The sequence below is a fragment of the Mycolicibacterium neoaurum ATCC 25795 genome (assembly GCF_000691525.1).
GTDB classification, from domain to species: Bacteria; Actinomycetota; Actinomycetes; order Mycobacteriales; family Mycobacteriaceae; genus Mycobacterium; species Mycobacterium neoaurum.
In genome coordinates, this window is sequence record NZ_JMDW01000015.1 from 1 (window position 1) to 20645 (window position 20645).

The following is a 20645-nucleotide window of genomic DNA, read 5'->3' on the forward strand; positions in this document are numbered from 1 at the left end:
GCCCGACCAAGAAAACCCGCTCTGACCTCGGTCGGAGCGGGTTTTGTCGTTCGGTAGGTGGGGCCACGCAGGGGCCAAGTTGCCAACAAGTTGCCAAGGCCAGTCGGCGCGTCTCCCGGTTGCCCGCGGTAAGGCCGGTGGCCGGCTGGTATGACATCGGCATGCGACTGCCGACACGGGTTCTGATCGGTTCCACCGTCGCTGCCGGTGGCGTCGCGCTCTACTGCTTGTATCGCGGTCTGGGAATCCATTTCGGTTGGCCGCCGCCAAGAATTGCTACCCGTGGGGTTCGACGACACCGGGCTGCTCGACCTCGCTGAGCGCCGATGACGACCAACATGACCCGCGCCGGGGCGCGGCGGTGCCGTCCACCGTTCGACCGGGCGACCTGCACCGCACCGGGCTGCGACTTCCACGACCCCGACGGCAGACGCGCACGCGCGGGCCGGGCACAGCTGCGCGAGCTGCTGACCACACCCGGCCAATGTGGCGACGTGCCGGGCTGCGACTGTGCGAGCTGCACAGCCCGCATGGCACCGATGACCGATATCGAGGTCGCCCACGTACTGCGCCACCTCACCGACCGCCAGGCCGTGCTGTTCGGCCTCGGGCTGGTCACCCTCGACGGGTACACCGAGTGCCCCAGCCGCGAGCAGTAGCAACCGGCCTGGTGCGTGGTGATCGACGCTGTGCAGATCGCGGTGAACGCAGGCGAGTGCCCGCGTCATATGTTCGGGTGAGGGTAAGGACAACCGAGCGGTGTTGTCGGTGCTCCCGCGCATACTCAGGCAATGAGTGACGAGCAGGCCACCGAGGCCAACTACACCCTTGACCTCAGGTTCCACAAAATCCTCGCCGCCGTCGAGCAAGAATTGCAGACAGCCCTGGCGAAGGCACGGCTCGAGTCGGACCACGGCACTACCGTTGGAGACGGGGCCGAGGACGCGGTGCGCAGCACGCTGCGGGATTACCTGCCGTCGGGATATAGCGTCGGCAAGGGGATCGTCTACGACGCGTACGGCGACGGTTCCCGACAAACCGACGTTGTGATCGCGAACCCCGACCACCCGTTGTCATTCCCAGCAGGCAAGTCCGGAACGTACGTGGTGGACGGTGTGGCAGCAGCCGGGGAGGTCAAATCGTGCCTGGACATCGCCAAGCTCAAGGACAGCATCGCCAAGGGCACCATCTTCAAACAGCTGCGAATGACCGGCGGCGAATCCGACAGCGTGATGACGCCGAAGGACCAGGCGTACATGAAGCAAATCGGCATGGTGCCGCCCTATTTTGTCATTGCGTTCGATAACAAGGTGGCCGAAGGCACGATGGCCGAGCACCTGCGCAACGCGGGGTTGATCGAACCCCCGGCAGGGAAGTCGTTGGGCGAACATGACTGGGCGGATACGCCGCAACCGCCGCTCGACGCAATCTGCATCCTCGGCAAGGGTGTCTGGCTCTTTCTACGGCCTGACAATCCGATGGGTTTCCAGTTCGGCTTCACCAGTGAGGACGGCTCAAAATCCATCCGCAACGACCTGTCGGGCTGGGCATACGTTCCCACGGGCTCACCGCTGGTCCTGACAATGGTCTGGCTGCACGCCGCGATGCCGCGAGTATTCCGAGGCCGCTCAGTGTTTTCGCCCTACCTCATCCCGAATCAGCGGCACCTCGCGTACATGCGGAGCCGGGACACCCAAACAACCGGCGCGGCCACTGGCGAGGACGAGCCGACCGAGGACGAGGCAGCCGCCTCGACGTAGCTCACGTCCGGTGTGTTGCCCTGGTTGCGCCGTCCGCTGTCGGACCTGTGCCGGATCATGTCGCTATGACTCTGCGACTGACCGCCAAAAGCTCCCGAGCCTACTGGCGCGCGCTGATGGCCAATGTGGTGGCGCTGATTGATGACGCGCACGTGCTGCTGCTCAACAACTCCCCAGGGCGGGCGAGGTCGTTGCTGGTCCTTGCCCAGGAAGAATTGGCCCGAGCAACGGTGCTGTACGACACCTCCGTGCCTACGTGGGAGGGCAGGGCTGACACCGTAGAGCTGCCGCCCCAGCTCGATCCGACGCGACCGGGGAAAACGAAGCCGCACCTTGTTGTCTCGAAGAATCACCACGACAAGATCACCCAGGCTGAGTCCTTCGGACACGAACTGAAGCCGTTCTGGGGCGATTACAGCGATTGGGCAGATTCAGCGTCCGGCCCGGTGAGCCGCGATCCCGTTGCCGTTGACCGTGAGAAACAGGCAGGGTTCTACGTCGCCGCTTCGCCGTCGACCGGTGGCCGATTCGAGTCGCCGCTGGATGTCGACGCCGAACCTGTCACCGCAGAACTGGAACGGGTCGCCCAGCTCGCGGAAATGGCCTTGATTGCAGACAACAGCCGCATGCAGGCGCTGGGTACTGCGCTCGGGGAAGACAGTGCGCAAGACCTGCACTCGTTGGTGTTGCCGTATGCGCACCCCGACCTCTGGGCCAGTGTCATGGAGCAGCCCGACTTCGCCCCAACCCACCCCGGCGAGATTCTCGCCGAAGAGTTCCTTGTACCGATGGGTATCAGCGCCTACCGGCTGGCTCAGGAAATACACGTACCGCAGACCCGGTTGAGCGAGATCATCCGGGGGCGGCGAGCCATCACCGCCGACACCGGCCTGCGGCTCTCGCGCGCGCTGGGGCTGTCGGACATGTTCTGGATCAACTTGCAGGCGCGCTATGACGCCGACGTGGCTCGCGCCGAGCGGGGGGACGAGCTGGACCGCATCCGCCCGCTTGCCGCGGCAGGCTGAGGACACCACTCGACGGAGCCCTCCGTGGCGTTCAATGAAGATGGACCACGCTGCGCGGTGCAGCCGTAGCATCACACCTCGAGCACGTTTCGGTCGTAACCCCAAAAGCGTTCCGCATCATCGGAACTGCGGCGTGAGAGCAACCGTGCTGAGCGTCAGGGGCCACAACCGCCAACTGTCCTGAATCGAGGATCTCTATGCCGACCGACGATCCGGTTGCGGTCATCACGGGTGCCGGCAGCGCTGAGGGCATCGGGTTCGCGTCGGCGCGCCTGCTCGGTGAATCCCACCACGTGCTGATCGCCGCCACCTCCGACCGCATCCACGACCGCGTGGCGCAGTTACAGGATGTCGGGATCGACGCCGCCGGGTTCGTCGGCGACCTCAGTGACTCGGCTGTCGCCAACGATCTGGTGGCCTCGGCACGTGACCGGTGGGGCCGGGTCGACGTTCTGGTCAACAACGCCGGCATGGTCGCGACCACCGGCGCCGAGGAGCAACTACCCGCCGACGCCACGCCGGACGACCAGTGGCGAGCGTCGTTGGCGCGCAACCTGGATACCAACTTCTTCGTCACCCGTGCCGCCCTGAAAAGCATGACCGATCGCCGTTACGGCCGCATCGTGAGCGTCGGCTCGGTGTCCGGGCCGGTGATGGCCTACCGCGGCGATGCCTCCTACCACGCGGCCAAGGCCGCGATCGTCGGATTGACCCGATCGGTGGCTCTCGACTACGGGCACCTCGGCATCACCGCCAATGTCGTGGCACCGGGATGGATCGACACCAGCTCGGCCACTCAGCACGAGCGCGAGATGGGAGCGGCCACGCCATTGCGTCGTTCCGGGCGGCCCGAGGAGGTCGCGTCGGTCGTGGCTTTTCTTGCTTCCCCGGGCGCCTCGTATGTCAGCGGTCAGGTCGTCGTCGTCGATGGCGCCAACTCCGTCGCCGAGGAACGTGGCCCGCACTAGCGTCGTGGGTCGTGCGGTGGCGACGGCAGTCGCGGCCGCAGCTCGGTCGGCAGAGTAGATCGCTCACCGCGTCGCCGCAGGAAACGCCGGCGCGCCCCTCCGCTGAAGCTTGTTAGGCGAAGTAACTAAATATGCGCTACAGTTCCCTCGTCCATCACACGGAACTCGAGTTCCGCTGAAGGAACCGGGCAGCGCTGCCCGCCAATTGGTGCTCGGCATAGGGAGATTCGGTGGTCCGGTTGCTCAAGAGGTCGTGGATACCTCTGCTGCTGGTGGTCGTCGTCGCATTGGGCGTTTTCATCATCGGGCGCATCCGTGATTCGGCCATCGCACCCGCTCCGGTCGCCGCCGAAGGCTCCGGCATCACCGCGAACTTCAACCCGAAGCACATCACCTACGAGGTCACCGGTTCGGGGGGTTCGGTGACCGTGAACTATCTCGACGAGAACGGACAACCCAACCTGGTCGAGAACGCGCCATTGCCCTGGTCGCACACGATCATCACGACGCTGCCCTCGATGTCGGCCAACATCATGGCCCAGGGGGACACCGCGGTCAGCGATCTGGCCTGCCGCGTCACCGTCGACGGCGACGTACGTGATGACCGCGCCAGCTCGGACTCCATCAAACCGTTCATCTACTGCTTGGTGAAATCCGTATGAGCACAACGCATTCAGCACCGCACCGTCCCGTCATCGCCCGTCTGATTCGGGTGCTGGCACTACCGATCATCCTGGGCTGGGTGGCGATCGCGGTGCTCCTCGGCATATTCGTGCCCTCGCTCGACGACGTGTCGGCAACCCGATCGGTACCGCTGAGCCCGACCAACGCACCGTCGTATCAAGCGATGCTCAACATCGGCAAGGTGTTCCAACAGTACGACTCGGACTCCACGGCAATGGTCGTCTTGGAGGGCGACGACAAACTGGGGGACAGCGCCCACACGTACTACAACGACATCATCACCAAGCTCAAGGCCGACCACGAGCATGTCCAGAACGTGCAGGACTTCTGGAGCGACCCGCTGACCGCCGCCGGATCGCAAAGTGTGGACGGAAAGTCCGCCTATGTTCAGATCTTCCTCAACGGCTCCCAAGGCACCAGCCTCAGTCACGAATCAGTCGCAGCGGTACGCCAGATCGTGGATTCGGTCCCCGCTCCGCCGGGCATCAAAGCCCACGTCGCCGGTAACACGGTGCTCAACGCCGACACCAGCATTGCCGGTCACCAGAGCATGGCCGTCATGGAACTGGTCTCGGTCGGCGTGATCATCGCCATGTTGCTCGTCATCTACCGCTCGATCGTGACGATGCTGATCTCGATGGTCATCATCGGACTCGAACTCTCTGCCGCACAGGGGGTTACCGCGGCGGCCGGATACCTGAACCTGATCGGCCTGACACCGTATGCGGTCAGTATGGTGACCATGCTGGCCCTGGCGGCCGGTACCGACTACGTGATCTTCCTATGGGGTCGCTACCACGAGGAACGATCCAAAGGCCGCAGTCCCGAGGACGCCTACTACGTCTCCTACCACGGCGTCTCGCATGTGATCCTGGGTTCTGGGCTCACCATCGCCGGTGCCTGCCTCTGCCTCACCATGACCACCCTGCCGTACTTCCGGACGATGGCCATTCCCTGCGCACTGTCGATCCTGGTGATCATCTTCGCAGCCCTCACGCTCGCCCCCGCGGTACTGACCGTCGCCTCCAAATTCGGTCTGCTGGAACCCAAACGGCAACTGTCCGCCAAGGGGTGGCGCAAGGTCGGCACGGCGGTCGTGCGTTGGCCCGGACCGATCATCGTGGTCACCACGCTGATCGCCGTCCTGGGTTTCGTCAGCCTGACGACCTATGTCCCGCAGTACAACGACCAGAAATTCACCCCGGAAGACATGCCGGCCAACCTGGCCATGGCGGTCGCCGACCGGCACTTCTCCCAGGCTCGGATGAACCCCGAACTGCTCATGCTGGAAGCCGATCACGACCTGCGCAACCCAGCGGACATGCTGGTGATCGACCGGGTCGCCAAGAACGTCGTGCACATGCGCGGTATCGAACGGGTACAGACCATCACCCGCCCGCTCGGCGCGCCGATCGAGCACAGCTCCATCCCGTTCATGCTGGGCGCCCAGAACGCCGGGACATTGCAGGCCGCGAAGTTCAACAACGACAACTCGGCTCAGATGTTGCAGCAAGCGGACGAGCTGAGCTCGACGATCGCCAACATGGAGCGCATGTACTCCATCATGACCGAGCTCACCGACACCACTCACAGCATGGTGGAAAAGACCCACGACATGGTGGCCACCACCAATGAATTGCGGGATCATATCGCCGATTTCGACGACTTCTTCCGTCCGTTGCGCAACTACTTCTACTGGGAACCGCACTGCTACGACATCCCGATCTGCCATGCGTTGCGGTCGATCTTCGATTCGTTGGACGGTATCGACAAGCTCGCGGACCAGATCGGCAGTCTGAGTACAGATCTGGACAAGCTGGACACGCTGATGCCGCAGATGCAGGCAACCTTGCTGCCCACCATCGATTCGATGCGCACCATGCGGGACTTCATGCTCGCCACCCACAGCGTGATGGCCGGAACTCAGGCCCAACAACAGGAACTCGCCCGCGGCGCGACGGAAATCGGTCTGTTCTTCGATCAGGCGAAGAACGACGACTTCTTCTACCTGCCGCCGGACGTCTTCCAGAATCCGGACTTCAAGCGTGGCCTGGACATGTTCGTCTCTCCGGACGGTAAAGCGGTCCGGTTCATCATCACCCACCAGGGCGATCCGGCATCCGTCGAGGGCATCGAGCACGTCCGAGACATGAAGGATGTGGTTGCCGACGCGGTGAAGGGCACCCCGCTGGCCAACGCGAAGGTGTCTTTGGCAGGCACCGCATCGCTGTACAACGACATGCAAAGCGGTGTGAAGACCGACGTGATGATCGCGATCATCGCCTCGATGATCCTGATTTTCGCGATCATGCTGATCATCACCCGCAGCGTGGTCGCGGCCCTGGTGATCGTGGGGACGGTTGCCGCCTCGCTCGGAACGGCGTGCGGGCTCTCGGTGCTGCTGTGGCAGGAGGTCCTCGGCCTCGGCGTGCAATGGATCGTGATCCCGCTGTCCATGGTCATCCTGTTGGCGGTGGGCTCGGACTACAACCTTCTGGTGGTGTCGCGGCTCAAGGAGGAGATCCATGCCGGTCTGCACACCGGGATGATCCGCGGCATGGGGGCGACCGGTCGGGTCGTCACCGCCGCCGGGCTGGTCTTCGCCTTCACGATGGCCTCGATGATCGTCAGTGATCTGCGGGTGGTCGGGCAACTCGGCATGACCATCGGGATCGGACTCATCGTCGACACCCTGATCGTGCGTGCCTTCATGACGCCGTCCATCGCCTCCGCGCTCGGGCGCTGGTTCTGGTGGCCGTTGAACACCTACAAGATCACGCATCCACCCAAACCCGTGGCCGGACCCCAACCCGAGGAGCCGCACACCGCACCCATCCCGCAGGTCGGCCCATGAGGCGGACCATGAAGAATCGATGTGGGGCAGCGGTTTCAGCGGTGCTCACCGTGGTGAGCATCGGCTGGGCAACGCCGGCTCATGCCGATGTCGACACCGACTTCGCGAACACCCTGCACGGGTTCGGCATCTATGGACAGCGTGACTACAACGCATGGCTGGCCAAGATCGCCTGCCGACGCCTGAGCACCGGCGTGGACGCAGATGCCTCGGAGTCCGCGGAGTTCCTGTCCCGCAACCTCGCGCGCACCGTGAACACCGGCCAGGTATGGCAGTTCCTCGGCACGGCCGTATCCCTTTATTGTCCGCAGCACAAGGCCGCACTGGCAGAAATGAGCGGTGATCACAGATGAACATCCCCACATATCGACTGATGGTGCGTGCCGGTGTGATGATCACCGCGGCGGCCTGCACCGCAGGCATGCTCGCCCCACCGCAGGCGTCCGCCGACGCGACCGACGACTACCCGATCCCACATCGGCAGATCGAAACGCACTGCGACGCCGAGCAGTATCTGGCGGCCGCGCGCGATACCTCCCCGATCTACTTCGAGCGTTACATGATCGACAAGGCGAACCGACCGCCGGAGATTCAGCAGATGGCCGTGGACCGGATCCACTGGTTCTACTCCCTGGATGCGCCCGCGCGGCGGCAATACTCCGAAGACACCGCCACCAACATCTACTACGAGCAGGTCGCCACCCGGTGGGGTAACTGGGCCAAGATCTTCTTCAACAACAAGGGCGTGGTCGCCAAGGCCACCGACGTGTGTGCGGGCTACCCGGCCGCGGACATGTCGGTGTGGAACTGGTCGGTGCCGCGGTAGGTGCCGGTCGGGGAATCGGTGACAATGGCAGGCATGGAGCCCAAGCTTCGCCAGCGCACCACCGGTCGACTCGACCGGTCCCGCGACCCCGCGATCCTCAATGCCGCGTTGGCCGCGCTGACCGAGAACGGCTACAACGACACCAACATGAACGACATCGCCGCCCGTGCGGGCGTCGGTAAGGCTGCGATCTATCGGCGGTGGGCGTCGAAAGCGGCGCTGATCACCGATGCGCTTGTCTACTGGCGGCCCGACCTGCTTGCCGACGATATCCCCGATACCGGCAGCTTGGAGGGCGACTTCGACGTGATCGTCGATCGGGTTGCCCGCAACGACGACGAACTGATCTCCAACGATCTGGTGCTGCGGGTGGCGCTGGAGTCCAGCCGTGACCCAGAGTTGGCGGCCGCACTGGACGACCTGATGCTGCGTCGGGGACGACGCGTGGTGGCCGCGATTCTGCAACACGCCGTCGAACGCGGTGATATCGCGGATCGGGACTGGTCGCTGGTGGCCGACGTGCTGGTGGCGATGGGGCTACTGCGGGTCGTCGGCGGTCAGGGTGTCGATTCCGGTTTCGTGCGCCAGGTCATCGACAGCTTGGTCCTGCCGGCGGTCCGTGGCGTCGATCCCGATGGCACCGATGGCGACGATGCCGCGAATTGATAGCCGCTATATTTTAGTCTAATTTCAAAAAGTGCGGCCACGGTCACGAATGCCGGCCCCGTATCGACCTGGATCTGAAAGGGATGTGATGCCGACACCGAATTCAAGTGTGGGGCCGTACTTCGACGAGCTCACCGTCGGGCAGGTCTTCGACAGTGCACCCAGGATGACTCTGACCGAAGGTGCGGCCGCATTGCATCAGGCGATCCTGGGGGACCGGCTGCGTCTGGCGCTCGACATCGAGCTGACCGAAGCAGTGACGGGAACACGCGGTCTGCTGGCGCATCCCGGATTGGTCACCGATGTCGCGATAGGCCAGAGCACGCTGGTGACCGGTCGCGTCAAGGCCAATCTTTTCTATCGCGGCTTGGTATTTCACAGCTATCCCAAGCTGGGAGATACGTTGTCCACCACGACCCGGGTCGTCGGCCTTCGTCAGAATGCCATCCGTGAAGGCCGGGCGCCCACCGGCCTTGCCGCATTGCGGATGACGACGACCGACCAGCACGGGCGGCTTGTTCTCGATTTCCATCGCTGCGCGATGCTCCCGATGGCACCCGGGGTTGTCGACACCGGACACCATGACGACCTGACCACGATCGGCGCCGACGAGGTGGCCACCGATCCGGCCGGATCATGGGACGGTGCGGCCTTCCGTGCGCGCGTGCCCGGCCCGCACTTCGTCTCGGAGCTGGCCGGCCGCAGCTACCGCAGTTCGGCCGATGTCGTGAGCTCGGCCCCCGAACTCGCCCGCCTGAGCCTCAACATCGCTGCCACGCATCATGATTGGCGAGTTGGTGGTCGGCGCCTGGTGTACGGCGGGCACACCATCGGGCTCGCCCTGGCCCAAGCCACCCGGGTACTGCCGAACCTGGCAACCGTCACCAGCTGGCAGTCCTGCGACCACACCGGTCCGGTGTACGAGGGCGATACCGTGTACAGCGACCTGCGCATCGAACGGGTATCGCCGCTGCCGGCGGGCGGTGGCGTGCTCGATATGCGGTCGCTGGTGTTCGCGGTGGGAGCCGAGGGCGACGATGATCGCCAGGTGTTGGACTGGCGATTCAGCGCTCTGATGTTCTGACCGGCGCCTATTGGGCGCCGCGGGGAACGAGGGTGTCGCCGAGTTGGTCGACGAGCAAGCCGACATCCCAGAAGTCGCGGTGGCTGGTCAGCAAGCCCTGATCGTCATAGCGGCACGCGGCAATGCCGGTCGCCGAAAACTGCTTTCCTGCCGCATCAATCGAGCTGCCGTTCGGCAGGCGAAGAGGCCCGGTGATGGACCCGCTCCAGGTCCACTCGAAGTAGGCGCGACCGTCGGCCACGGCGGGCTCGGTGAAGACGATCAACGAATCGGGCGAGAATGTCAGCATCCATCGATGGAAGCGTTGGATGCCGGCGCGCCCCTGATAGGTCCCGCGCATCGCGACATCGGTGTACGTGCCATCTGCGGTGAAGAAGGTGCACAGCAACTCGGGATCGTGGGTCCAGGCGCGGCCATACGCGTCGGCGTAGTCGGCGTCGGTGGGGTGTGGCAGTGCTGCTGTCATTACTTATCACCAATTCGAAAATCGACGGGGTGTGCTGTGGTCCGGGAGCCCCTGGGCATCGTCCGGGCGGTCAGGTTCGTCCGGTCATCTGCCGTCGCATGGGCGGAATCGACAGTACCTGAACGCATCCCGAATTTATCACACATTCAAAAAATCTGATTGCCGCGAGCGTTGCCGGGGAGAGTTCGACGGTCGGGAAAGTGGATCCTGGCTGCAGGTATGCCGCGTGTCGGCTTGTCGATCCAGAAGGGGCGCGGTCGCGGGCCGGCAACTGACTTCTCCGGACCGGCCCCGCGTTCGCAGCGCCATTGTCCGGGCCTGCTCATCGGCCTCGATCGAACCTGCCGCGTCATCGGAGCCGCTCTTCTCCATGTGGAGTCCGCCTAGCAATTCCGAGCGGGGAGCTCGGTCCCGGGCTCATGGCGCATGGCCGGGGGATGGGTTCGGTCCAGTCAAAGCGAGCTCGTACCGAAATTTTACTGAGTATTCGAGAGCGGGCGCGGCCTCCTCGGTCTGACGACCGCGTCAAAATTCGCCACGTCACCGATGGCGCGCAGGTATGGGTCGCATCGTGTCATCGCATCCGCATAAGGTGTTGATCGGCGTGCTTAATCATGATTAAATTTGTGGGCCGCGTCACTTCGCGGCGAATGAGTGCGCGTTCAGCGACGTGGTTGCAGCTTCAAAGTCTGGGGCTGCTGGCAAATTCGCGATCGCCTCGTTCGACATATTGACTAGGCGGAACGTATAGACGTAGTGTCTAGCGCGTCTGTGACCCTGCTCATATCGGAGTGCCGGCGGTATTGCCTGCCACAACAGAGGACGACAGCTATGTGGCGACACCTTGACTCGAACTGCGCATGCGCCATCGGTGGTGCGTGGGTGGCCGGTATGCAATCGGCAGCCCACCTGCTGCCTATTGCGCGAATCGGGGCGCGATCTTGATCCTCAAGACGCTGGCATCGTCTAGACCCCTGCGCGGAATCGGTGGTTTCTTCGCCTTCTCGATGGACACGGCGCTGGCCGTCTTCAGTCCACCGTTCGCCTGGCGTGAGTTCGTGCTGCAGACCTGGTTCGTGGCGCGGGTGTCGTTGTTGCCCACGCTGATGCTGTCGATTCCCTTCACGGTGTTGACGGTGTTCACCTTCAACGTGCTGCTAGCCGAGTTCGGTGCCGCGGACTTCTCCGGGACCGGTGCCGCGTTGGGAGCGGTCACCCAGATCGGTCCGATCGTCACCGTGCTGGTTGTCGCGGGTGCGGGCGCGACCGCAATGTGCGCAGATCTGGGAGCGCGCACCATCAGAGAGGAACTCGACGCACAGCGCGTCATGGGCATCAACCCCATTCAGGCACTCGTGGTCCCACGGGTTCTGGCTGCGACGGTGGTAGCGCTGCTGCTGGCCTCGTTGGTGATCCTGGTCGGCCTGGCGGGTGGCTTCGTTTTCTCGGTGTTCTTCCAAAACGTCACGCCGGGAGCCTTTGTCGCGGGCCTGACTCTGGTCACCGGCGTGGGCGACGTGGTGGTGTCGCTGATCAAGGCAACCCTGTTCGGGATGACGGCGGGCTTGATCGCCTGCTACATGGGCACGACCGTCAGCGGCGGCCCAGCCGGTGTCGGCAACGCCGTCAACGAGACCGTGGTGTTCTCGTTTCTCGCGCTCTTCCTGATCAACATCTTCATGACCGCAGTGGGAATCAAGGTGAATCTATGAGCATCAAAGTATCGGTGAGCCAGCAGTTTCCGCGACTCACTCGGTCAACGAAGAACTGGCATGCCGGGTGGACCCGCATCGGTGAGCAGACGCAGTTCTACGGTCGGACGCTGGCCTCCGCGGTCGATGTCCTCGTCCATTACAAGACCGAGCTGGTGCGGTTGATTGCCGCGATGAGTCTGGGCGCCGGAGCCCTCGCGGTGATCGGCGGCACGGTCGTCATCGTCGGATTCCTGACCATCTCCACCGGTGCGCTGGTCGCCGTGCAGGGTTACAACCAGTTCGCCCAGGTCGGAGTCGAGGCACTCACCGGGTTCGCCTCCGCCTACTTCAACGTGCGGCTCATCGCGCCGCTCACCGCGGCGATCGCCATGGCGGCCACCATCGGTGCCGGCGCCACCGCCCAGCTCGGTGCGATGCGTATCAACGAAGAGATCGACGCCCTGGAGGTGATGGGTGTCCGCTCGCTGGCCTACCTGGCATCCAGCCGCGTGCTGGCCGGCGTCATCGTCGTCATCCCGCTGTACTGTGTCGCGGTCATCATGTCTTTCCTGGCAGCACGATTCGGAACGACGGTCATCTATGGGCAGTCCACGGGTGTGTACGACCACTACTTCCGGACATTCCTGATCCCCACCGACCTCATCTGGTCATTCGTACAGGCGGTGGTGACCGCGGTGGTCATCATGTTGGTGCACACGTACTACGGATTCACCGCGGGCGGCGGACCCGCCGGAGTGGGTGAAGCGGTCGGACGCGCAACACGCACCTCACTGGTCGTCGCAGTGTGCGTCACGCTCTTGGTCACGCTGTCCATCTACGGACAGTCCGGCAACTTCAACCTGGCGGGCTGAGCGATGGCGCGTAAGGCGGGCGAACCTCTCATCCATCCGGATTGGTGGACAGCGATTCTCATCGTGTTCGTCATCGCGGCGGTGGCCCTCACCGGCTTCCTGTTCACCGGTTCGTTCAAGAGTTATGTGCCGGTGACGCTCAGCTCGGATCGAGCCGGTCTGGTCATGGAGGTCGGCGCCAAGGTCAAGCTGCGTGGGGTGCAGGTCGGCCACGTGGGTGCGGTCACCGGCGGCAGCGATCCGGTCAGTCTCAAACTCGAGCTCGATCCCGACAAGATCGCCTACCTGCCGTCCAACGTGGAGGCCCGGATCGCCTCGACGACGGTGTTCGGCGCCAAGTACGTCGACCTGATCTACCCGCAGGACCCGTCCGAACAGGTACTCGCCGCGGGCGCCGTCCTGCAGTCACAGAACGTAAGCACCGAGGTGAACACCGTCTTCCAGAACCTCGTCGGTGTCATCCACAAGATCGATCCCGCCAAGCTGAACACGGTCTTCTCGGCGATCGCCGAGGGCGTGCGCGGCCAAGGGCCCCGGATGGGGGAGGCGACGACGGCAGCGAACGAGGTGCTGATTGCGCTCAACCAACGCACCGACACCATCGCCGAGGACTGGCGGGCGTTCAAGAACTTCAACGACGCCTACGCCGCGGCGGCACCGGACATCTTGCGTGTACTCGATGCCGCCAGCACGACGAGCGATACCGTGGTCGACCGCGCTCGCGAGCTGGATTCGTTGTTGCTCAACGTGATCGGGCTCTCGCAGAGCGGAACCGCGGTGTTGGGTCCGAACAAGGAGAATCTGGTGCGGGCCATCAACACGCTGCGGCCGACGGCGGCGCTGTTCAACAAGTACAACCCGTCGCTGACCTGCCTTCTCGTCGGTGGCAAGAAGGCCATCGATTTCGGCCAGGCCGATTACACCGGTGGAGCGAACGGCAAATCGCTGATCGTGGACGCGGCGCTGCTGCTGGGTGACGATCCCTATCGGTATCCGCAGAATCTGCCGATCAATGGTGCCAAGGGTGGGCCTGGCGGTAAGCCGGGCTGCGGCTCGCTGCCCGATGTGGCCAAGAACTGGCCCGTGCGCACCCTGATCGCCAACACCGGCTGGGGCACCGGTCTGGACAACCGGCCCAACCCGGGCATCGGATTCCCCGGCTGGGCCAACTACTTCCCGGTGACCCGCGCCGTGCCGGAACCGCCCAGCATCCGCTACCCGGGTGGCCCGGCGCCGGGACCGATTCCGTATCCCGGGGCTCCGCCCTACGGGGCACCGCAATACGGCCCCGGCGGTACGCCGCTGTATCCCGGCGTGCCGCCCGCACCCATCCCGCCTGGGATCGCCGGGCCGCCGCCGGTGCCGTGAACCAGCCCGACCTTGACACGACCTAGTATCGAGAGGCAGACGAGATGAAGGACAACTTGTCAGGCGCCGCCTGGCGGCTTGCCGTGTTCATCGTGGTCGCGCTGTTCGGAATGTTCGCGCTGCTGACCGTTTTTGCCCAGTTTCGGTTCGGTGACGCCCGTTCCTTCCGTGCGGTGTTCACCAACGTGACGGGTTTGGAGACCGGCAACTTCGTCCGGATCGCCGGTGTCGAAGTGGGCAAGGTCGGTGACATCCGGCTCAACGGCGACAGCACCGTCACGGTGGAGTTCAGCGCCGACGATTCGGTGGTGCTGACCGAAGGCAGCCGGGCGGCCATCCGCTACGACAATGTCATCGGCGGCCGGTATCTCGCGCTGGAGGAGGGAGCCGGCGCGGTGCAGCGGCTGGCGCCCGGTGCCACCATCCCGGTGTCGCGCACCACCCCGGCTCTGGACCTGGACGCCCTCATCGGTGGATTCCGGCCGCTGTTCCGGGCTTTGGACCCCGACCAGGTGAACGCGCTGAGCGGTCAGCTGCTCTCGGCGCTGCAGGGCCAGGGCGCGACCGTCGCCTCGTTCCTCTCCAACACCGCTGCGTTGACCAATACCCTCGCCGACCGTGACGAGCTCGTCGGCCAGGTCATCACCAATCTCAACACCGTGCTCGGTTCGCTCGGCGACCAGAAGGACAAGTTCGGTACCGCCGTCGACTCACTGTCGGAGATCGTGCACACCCTCAAAGAACGCAAGGGCGACCTGAGTGCTGCGGTGGCCTATACCAACGAGTCCGCGGCGAGTATCGCCGATCTGCTGGCACAGGCCCGGCCGCCGCTGAAGGAGACGGTCGCGCAGACCGACCGCGCCGCGGGCATCGTGGTCGCCGACCACGACTACGTGGACAATCTGCTCGCCACGCTGCCGCAGTCCTACCGGATCCTGGGTCGGCAGGGGCTCAACGGCGATTACTTCTCCTTCTACATCTGCGATCTCGTACTGAAACTCAACGGTAAGGGCGGTCAACCGGTGTATGTGAAACTGGCAGGCCAAGACACCGGCAGGTGCACGCCGAAATGAAACCCTTCCAAGAGCGCAACCCCGCGGTCATCGGGTTGATCGGCGTCGTGACCGTCGGCGCGATCAGTCTGGGCGTGCTCAACTACGACAAGTTGCCGCTGGTGTCCTCGCAGAAGACCTACGGGGCGTACTTCGCCGAGGCCGGCGGCTTGACAAGTGGTGCTGCGGTGCAGGTTTCGGGCTATCAGGTCGGCAAGGTGCAGAGCATCTCGCTGGACGGGCCTCGCGTGCTCGTGCGGTTCAGCGTGGACGACGACGTGCAGCTCGGTGATCGCACCGAAGCCGCGGTCAAGACCAAGAGCCTGCTGGGGTCCAAGATCCTCGACATCACCCCGCGCGGGGACGGTGACCAGGACGGTGTCATCCCGTTGGAGCGCACCACATCGGCCTATCAGCTGCCCGACGCGATCGGGGACATCACCGCTCAGATCAGCGGCCTGAACACCGATCAGCTGTCGACCTCGTTGTCGACCCTGGCCGAGACCTTCCGGGACACCCCGGATGATCTGCGAGTAGCCGTCGACGGTGTCGCGCGGTTCTCCGACACCCTCAACCGTCGCGACGAACAACTTCGCCGGTTGCTGGCCAACGCGAACAAGGCCACCACCGTTCTCGGTGAGCGCAGCGACAAGATCGTCCAGCTCGTCCGCGACTCGAACGAGTTGCTGGTTGCGCTCGGCGAACAGAGTGCCGCGCTGGACCAGATCTCGAACAACATCACCGCTTTGTCGGCGCAGATAAACGGTTTCGTCGCCGACAACACCGACACGCTCAAGCCGGCGCTGGACAAGCTCAATGGTGCGCTGGCGATCGTGGAGAACCGGAAGTCGGAAGTCCAGCAATCCATCAAAGGGCTGACCACCTACGTCTTCTCGCTGGGTGAGTCGGTGTCCTCGGGGCCCTTCTTCAAGGCCTACTTGTCCAATCTTCTTCCCGGTCAGTATCTTCAGCCGTTCATCAACGCCGCTTTCTCCGACCTCGGTCTGGATCCGAACGTGCTCGCACCGTCGCAGCGCACGGATCCACAGGTCGGCCAGCCCGGCCTGCCCGCACTGCCCGTGCCGTTCCCGCGCACCGGTCAGGGTGGCGAGCCGCGCCTGACGATTCCCGATGCCACCACCGGTAATCCCGGCGACAGCCAGTGCGGACCACCGGGTATCCCACTACCCGGGCCGGGCTGCTATCCCTACCGGGATCCCGGACCGCAACCGGCGCCCGGTGGGCCGCCGCCCGGCCCGCCGGCGCCGGGTCCGGCGGCCCAACAGTCCGTTCCCGAACCGACCCCATCGCCCGTTTTGGAGCGCGCACCCGGCGAGGTCGCACCCGACGGTTCCCCGGCCGAGCCAGGAGGTAACGGACAGTGACGCGGCCGCGTATACGAATCTGGTTGGCGTTGCTGCTGGCCGTGGTATTGACGGTCGGGGTCGTCGCGATCGTGCGGACGACCACCAACATCGCCAGGACCGCATTCACCGCATATTTCGACAACACCAACGGTTTGTTCGTCGGTGACGAGATCCGCATCCTCGGCGTGCCGGTCGGCGAGATCGAGCGCATCGATGCCGAGCCCGACCGCGCCAAGGTGAGCTTCTGGATCGACGACCATTACTCGGTGCCCGCCGATGCCAAGGCGGTCATCCTGGCGCCGTCGCTGGTGACCGCTCGCGCCATCCAGCTGACGCCTGCCTACACCGGCGGTCCCACCCTGCCCGCGGACGCCGCGATCCCGATGGAGCGCACCGCCGTGCCGGTCGAGTGGGACGAGGTGCGGGTCCAGTTGCAGCGGTTCACCGAGATGTTGCAGCCCACCGAACCCGGGGGAGTGAGCACGCTCGGTTCGCTGGTCAACACGGCCGCCGACAATCTCCGCGGACAGGGCAAGAACATCCGTGACACGTTGATCAAGCTGTCCAAGGCGACTTCGGCATTGGGTGATCACAGCACCGACCTGTTCAGCACCCTGCGCAATCTGTCGCTGCTGGTGTCGGCTCTGCAGGACAGCTCAGATGTCATGTCGCAGCTCAACCGCAATCTCGCTTCGGTGACATGGGCGCTGGCCGATGATCCGGATGAGATCAGCTCTGCCGCAGCCAGTGTCAGCGAGGTGTCCAAGACGGTGGCGACATTCGTGGCTGCCAACAAGGAGACCCTGGGCACCACCTCGGACAAGCTGGCCTCGGTATCGCAGGCGCTGACCGACAGCGTCGACGACATCAAGCAACTGCTGCACATGTCGCCGACGGTGCTGCAGAACTTCATCAACATCTACCAACCGGCTCAGGGCACGCTCAGCGGCGCCCTGTCGACCAACAACTTCAGCGATCCGATCAGCTTCCTGTGCGGAGCCATCCAGGCGGCCTCCCGGTTGGGCGCCGAGCAGTCCTCGAAGCTGTGCGTGCAGTACCTGGCACCGATTGTGAAGAACCGCCAGATGAACTTCTTCCCGATCGGCGGCAACCCCTTGGTCGGCGCTGTCGCGCGCCCGAACGAGGTGACCTACAGCGAGGATTGGATGCGACCCGATTACGTGCCACCGGCTCCCGCTCCGGCTCCGGCGCCGGCCGCAGGTGCGCCCGCCCCGGCCGCGAGTGCGACACCGCCGCTGCCCGCCGAGGCCCAGCAGACCGATCCTGCGGCCGGCCTCACCGGGATGATGTTGCCGCCGGGAGCGGGTTCATGACCGGCCGCCGACGTGCGCTGGTGTTGGTCGGTTGCGCGGTGACTGCCATGGCATTGCTGACCGGTTGCAGCGACTGGCGCGGTCTGAACTCATTGCCGATGCCCGGCACCGCGGGTGACGGTCCGGGATCGTTCACCATCCGTGCGGAGCTGCCGGATGTGAACAACGTCCAGCAGAACTCGCGGGTGCGCGTCGGTGACGTCAACGTCGGCACGGTGACCAAGATCGAGCGCCAGGACTGGCACGCGGTGCTCACCATGACGCTCGACGGCAATGTCGTGCTGCCGGCCAATGCGACGGCAACCATCGGGCAGACCAGCCTGTTGGGGTCACTGCACATCGAGCTCGCTCCACCGGTCAACGAGGCCCCCGAGGGCCGACTGCACGATGGCTCGGTGATCCAATTGGCCTCCGGTGGCGCGTATCCGTCGACCGAGCAGACGCTGGCGGCGGTGTCGCTGTTGCTCAACGGTGGCGGCGTCGGTCAGATTCAGGACATCACCACGGCGTTGAGCACTGCCTTCGCCGGGCGCGAGAACGACCTCCGTAGCCTCATCACCGAGGTGGACAGGTTCATCGCCAACACCGACCGCCAAACAGACGAGATCATCAGCGCCACCGACAGTCTCAACAACCTTGTCGGCGACTTCGCCGCACAGGACCCGGTGGTCGACCGGGCGCTGGACACCATCCCCGAGGCGCTCAGCGTTCTTCGGGATGAGCGGGAGACCCTCACCGAGGCACTCGATCAGCTCGGCAAGTTCAGCGCCCTTGCCGCCGATTCCAGCAACCAGACCAAAGAGGCGCTGGTGGCGGAGCTCAAAGATCTTGCCCCGGTGGTGAAATCACTGGCCGATTCCGGACCCGCGCTCACCCGGTCGTTGAGCTTCTTCTCGGTGTATCCGTTCGCCCAGGAGACGCTGGACAAATGGTTCCGCGGCGACTACGCGAACCTGACCGCGGTCATCGATCTGACGCTGAGTCGTATCGACTCGTCGTTCTTCACCGGCACCCGATTCGAGGGTGAGCTCACCGAGCTGGAGATGCAGTGGGGGCGCACGATCGGTCAGCTGCCCAGCCCGTACACCGCGGTCAATCCGTTGGTCATCCCGTACCACCTGAATCAGGGGCCCTAGATGGTACTCAGCAGAAGAGTCATCACCCAGCTCGCGTTCTTCGCGGTGATCACCCTCGTCGGTGGTGCCGTGATGATCTTCAACTACATGGGCCTGCCGAACCTGCTGTTCGGGTACAACCACTACAAGGTGACCGTTCAGTTGCCGGTCGCCGCGGGACTCTACGAGAACGCCAACGTCACCTACCGCGGAACCAACGTGGGCCGGGTGGCACGGGTGGACCTCACCCGGTCCGGTGTGGTGGCAGAACTGTCGCTCAAATCCGATGTCGACATTCCCGGCGACGTCACCGCGGAGGTGCACAGCGCGTCGTCCATCGGCGAGCAGTACGTCTCATTGATTCCCGCCAGCGACAACGGTCGCCTCGCCGAGGGTGCGGTGATACCGCAGGACCGAACCTCGGTGCCCCCGGACATCAGTGATCTGCTGGCGGCGACGAACAAGGGGTTGGAGGTCATCCCCGGTGACAACCTTCAGACGGTGGTCGACGAATCGGCTACGGCAGTCGGAGGTTTGGGCCCAGATCTGGCCCGTTTGGTCAAGGGCTCGACCACGCTGGCCATCGACGCCCGTAAGAATCTCGACGCGCTGACCAACCTGATCGACAACTCCAAACCGATCCTGGACTCCCAGTCGGCCACCGCTGATTCGATCGAGGCGTGGGCCTCCAACATGGCCTCGGTGACCGAACAGCTCAAGCGTGAGGACAAGTCGGTCACCGGCATCCTCGACGTGGGTCCGCGTGCCGCCGACGAGGTCCGTCAGCTGTTCGACCGGGTCCAGCCGACCCTGCCGGTGGTGTTGGCAAACCTGGTCACCCTCGGTGATGTGGCGGTCACTTATCAGCCGCATCTCGAGCAGCTGCTGGTGCTGGCACCGTCGGCGGTGGAAGTGGTGCAGGGCGCGGGTGTCACCAATCGCGATACCAAACCCGATTACAAGGGCGCGTTTCTGAGCTTCAACCTCAACCTCAACCTCCCACCACCATGCCTGACCGGTTACCTACCGCCCAATCAGGCACGGCCGACAAGCCTGACCGACTACCCGGACCGCCCCGCGGGCGACCTGTACTGCCGCATCCCGCAGGACTCCATGTTCAACGTGCGCGGTGCGCGCAACCTGCCGTGTGCGACACGGCCGGGCAAGCGGGCGCCGACGGTCAAGATGTGCGAGAGCGACGAGAACTACGTTCCTCTCAACGACGGGTTCAACTGGAAGGGCGATCCCAACGCCACGTTGTCCGGCCAGCCGATTCCGCAGATTCGGCCCGGTGAGAGCGCGCCGCCGGCTGCTCCCGCGGCCGCGGCGCCGACGGTGGCGCCGCCCATCGCGGTAGCCGAGTACGACCCGGCGACGGGCAGCTATCTCGGGCCCGATGGGAAACGCTATACCCAATCGAATCTGGCGGGCGCCGGGAAACCGGAGTCGTGGCAGTCGATGTTGGTGCCACCGACACGGTGATCCGTACCGGCGAGGGCGATGCCGGGCG

Annotated in this window: 19 protein-coding genes; 18 read left to right on the forward strand and 1 reads right to left on the reverse strand. The window is 64.5% G+C overall.

The window, feature by feature from the left end:
• Nucleotides 1-326 precede the first annotated feature (326 nt).
• The 10 genes from IC40_RS0120800 to IC40_RS0120845 all read left to right on the forward strand — a co-directional run bounded on the left by IC40_RS0120800 (nt 327) and on the right by IC40_RS0120845 (nt 9867).
• On the forward strand, nt 327-659 hold the full coding sequence (locus tag IC40_RS0120800; RefSeq protein WP_051644402.1) for a hypothetical protein: 333 nt from the start codon (nt 327-329) through the stop codon (nt 657-659).
• 132 nt (nt 660-791) lie between these two features.
• Nucleotides 792-1760 carry a DUF6602 domain-containing protein gene (locus tag IC40_RS0120805; protein ID WP_030136609.1) on the forward strand — a complete coding sequence of 323 codons (969 nt, stop codon included), beginning with the start codon at nt 792-794 and terminating at the stop codon, nt 1758-1760.
• Nucleotides 1761-1825: 65 nt separating this feature from the next.
• Nucleotides 1826-2785 (forward strand): HigA family addiction module antitoxin, encoded by a 960-nt coding sequence (locus tag IC40_RS28510; RefSeq protein ID WP_081843502.1) that lies wholly within the window; start codon nt 1826-1828, stop codon nt 2783-2785.
• A gap of 197 nt (nt 2786-2982) precedes the next feature.
• Nucleotides 2983-3753, forward strand: coding sequence for an SDR family NAD(P)-dependent oxidoreductase (locus tag IC40_RS0120815; RefSeq protein ID WP_030136611.1), 771 nt, complete (start codon nt 2983-2985; stop codon nt 3751-3753).
• A 230-nt stretch (nt 3754-3983) separates the two neighbouring features.
• Nucleotides 3984-4415 (forward strand): MmpS family transport accessory protein, encoded by a 432-nt coding sequence (locus tag IC40_RS0120820; protein WP_030136612.1) that lies wholly within the window; start codon nt 3984-3986, stop codon nt 4413-4415.
• Nucleotides 4412-7291 carry an MMPL/RND family transporter gene (locus IC40_RS0120825; RefSeq protein WP_042509750.1) on the forward strand — a complete coding sequence of 960 codons (2880 nt, stop codon included), beginning with the start codon at nt 4412-4414 and terminating at the stop codon, nt 7289-7291. The genes IC40_RS0120820 and IC40_RS0120825 overlap by 4 nt, the downstream gene beginning before the upstream one ends.
• Before the next feature lie 8 nt (nt 7292-7299).
• Complete coding sequence (locus IC40_RS0120830; RefSeq protein ID WP_030136614.1) at nt 7300-7644, forward strand: DUF732 domain-containing protein; 345 nt, start codon at nt 7300-7302, stop codon at nt 7642-7644.
• Nucleotides 7645-7682: 38 nt separating this feature from the next.
• Entirely contained in the window at nt 7683-8117 is a 435-nt protein-coding gene (locus IC40_RS0120835; RefSeq protein WP_234411626.1) for a DUF5078 domain-containing protein, read from the forward strand.
• A gap of 24 nt (nt 8118-8141) precedes the next feature.
• The gene (locus tag IC40_RS0120840; RefSeq protein ID WP_030136616.1) at nt 8142-8783 is read left to right on the forward strand and encodes a TetR/AcrR family transcriptional regulator; all 642 of its coding nucleotides are present in this window, start codon (nt 8142-8144) and stop codon (nt 8781-8783) included.
• 88 nt (nt 8784-8871) lie between these two features.
• Nucleotides 8872-9867, forward strand: a complete 996-nt coding sequence (locus IC40_RS0120845; RefSeq protein WP_030136617.1) for a MaoC family dehydratase — start codon at nt 8872-8874, stop codon at nt 9865-9867.
• A gap of 7 nt (nt 9868-9874) precedes the next feature.
• Here IC40_RS0120845 and IC40_RS0120850 read toward each other — a convergent pair whose 3' ends face one another.
• Complete coding sequence (locus tag IC40_RS0120850) at nt 9875-10333, reverse strand: nuclear transport factor 2 family protein (protein ID WP_030136618.1); 459 nt, start codon at nt 10331-10333, stop codon at nt 9875-9877.
• A gap of 1007 nt (nt 10334-11340) precedes the next feature.
• On the opposite strand from IC40_RS0120850, the gene IC40_RS0120855 reads away from it, so the two are divergent.
• From IC40_RS0120855 to IC40_RS0120890, 8 genes are read left to right on the forward strand one after another with little or no spacing between them, the layout of a single operon-like run.
• A complete protein-coding gene (locus IC40_RS0120855; RefSeq protein ID WP_019509829.1) occupies nt 11341-12045 on the forward strand; it encodes an MlaE family ABC transporter permease in 705 nt (234 codons plus the stop codon).
• On the forward strand, nt 12042-12899 hold the full coding sequence (locus IC40_RS0120860) for an ABC transporter permease (protein WP_030136619.1): 858 nt from the start codon (nt 12042-12044) through the stop codon (nt 12897-12899). Before IC40_RS0120855 ends, IC40_RS0120860 begins: the two co-directional genes overlap by 4 nt.
• A gap of 3 nt (nt 12900-12902) precedes the next feature.
• Complete coding sequence (locus IC40_RS0120865; RefSeq protein ID WP_030136620.1) at nt 12903-14267, forward strand: MCE family protein; 1365 nt, start codon at nt 12903-12905, stop codon at nt 14265-14267.
• A gap of 44 nt (nt 14268-14311) precedes the next feature.
• Nucleotides 14312-15340, forward strand: coding sequence for an MCE family protein (locus tag IC40_RS0120870; protein WP_030136621.1), 1029 nt, complete (start codon nt 14312-14314; stop codon nt 15338-15340).
• On the forward strand, nt 15337-16704 hold the full coding sequence (locus IC40_RS0120875) for an MCE family protein (RefSeq protein ID WP_030136622.1): 1368 nt from the start codon (nt 15337-15339) through the stop codon (nt 16702-16704). Before IC40_RS0120870 ends, IC40_RS0120875 begins: the two co-directional genes overlap by 4 nt.
• On the forward strand, nt 16701-18020 hold the full coding sequence (locus IC40_RS0120880; RefSeq protein ID WP_030136623.1) for an MCE family protein: 1320 nt from the start codon (nt 16701-16703) through the stop codon (nt 18018-18020). Before IC40_RS0120875 ends, IC40_RS0120880 begins: the two co-directional genes overlap by 4 nt.
• Entirely contained in the window at nt 18017-19156 is a 1140-nt protein-coding gene (locus IC40_RS0120885) for an MCE family protein (protein WP_030136624.1), read from the forward strand. The genes IC40_RS0120880 and IC40_RS0120885 overlap by 4 nt, the downstream gene beginning before the upstream one ends.
• Nucleotides 19157-20617 (forward strand): MCE family protein, encoded by a 1461-nt coding sequence (locus tag IC40_RS0120890; protein ID WP_030136625.1) that lies wholly within the window; start codon nt 19157-19159, stop codon nt 20615-20617.
• Nucleotides 20618-20645: the final 28 nt, after the last annotated feature.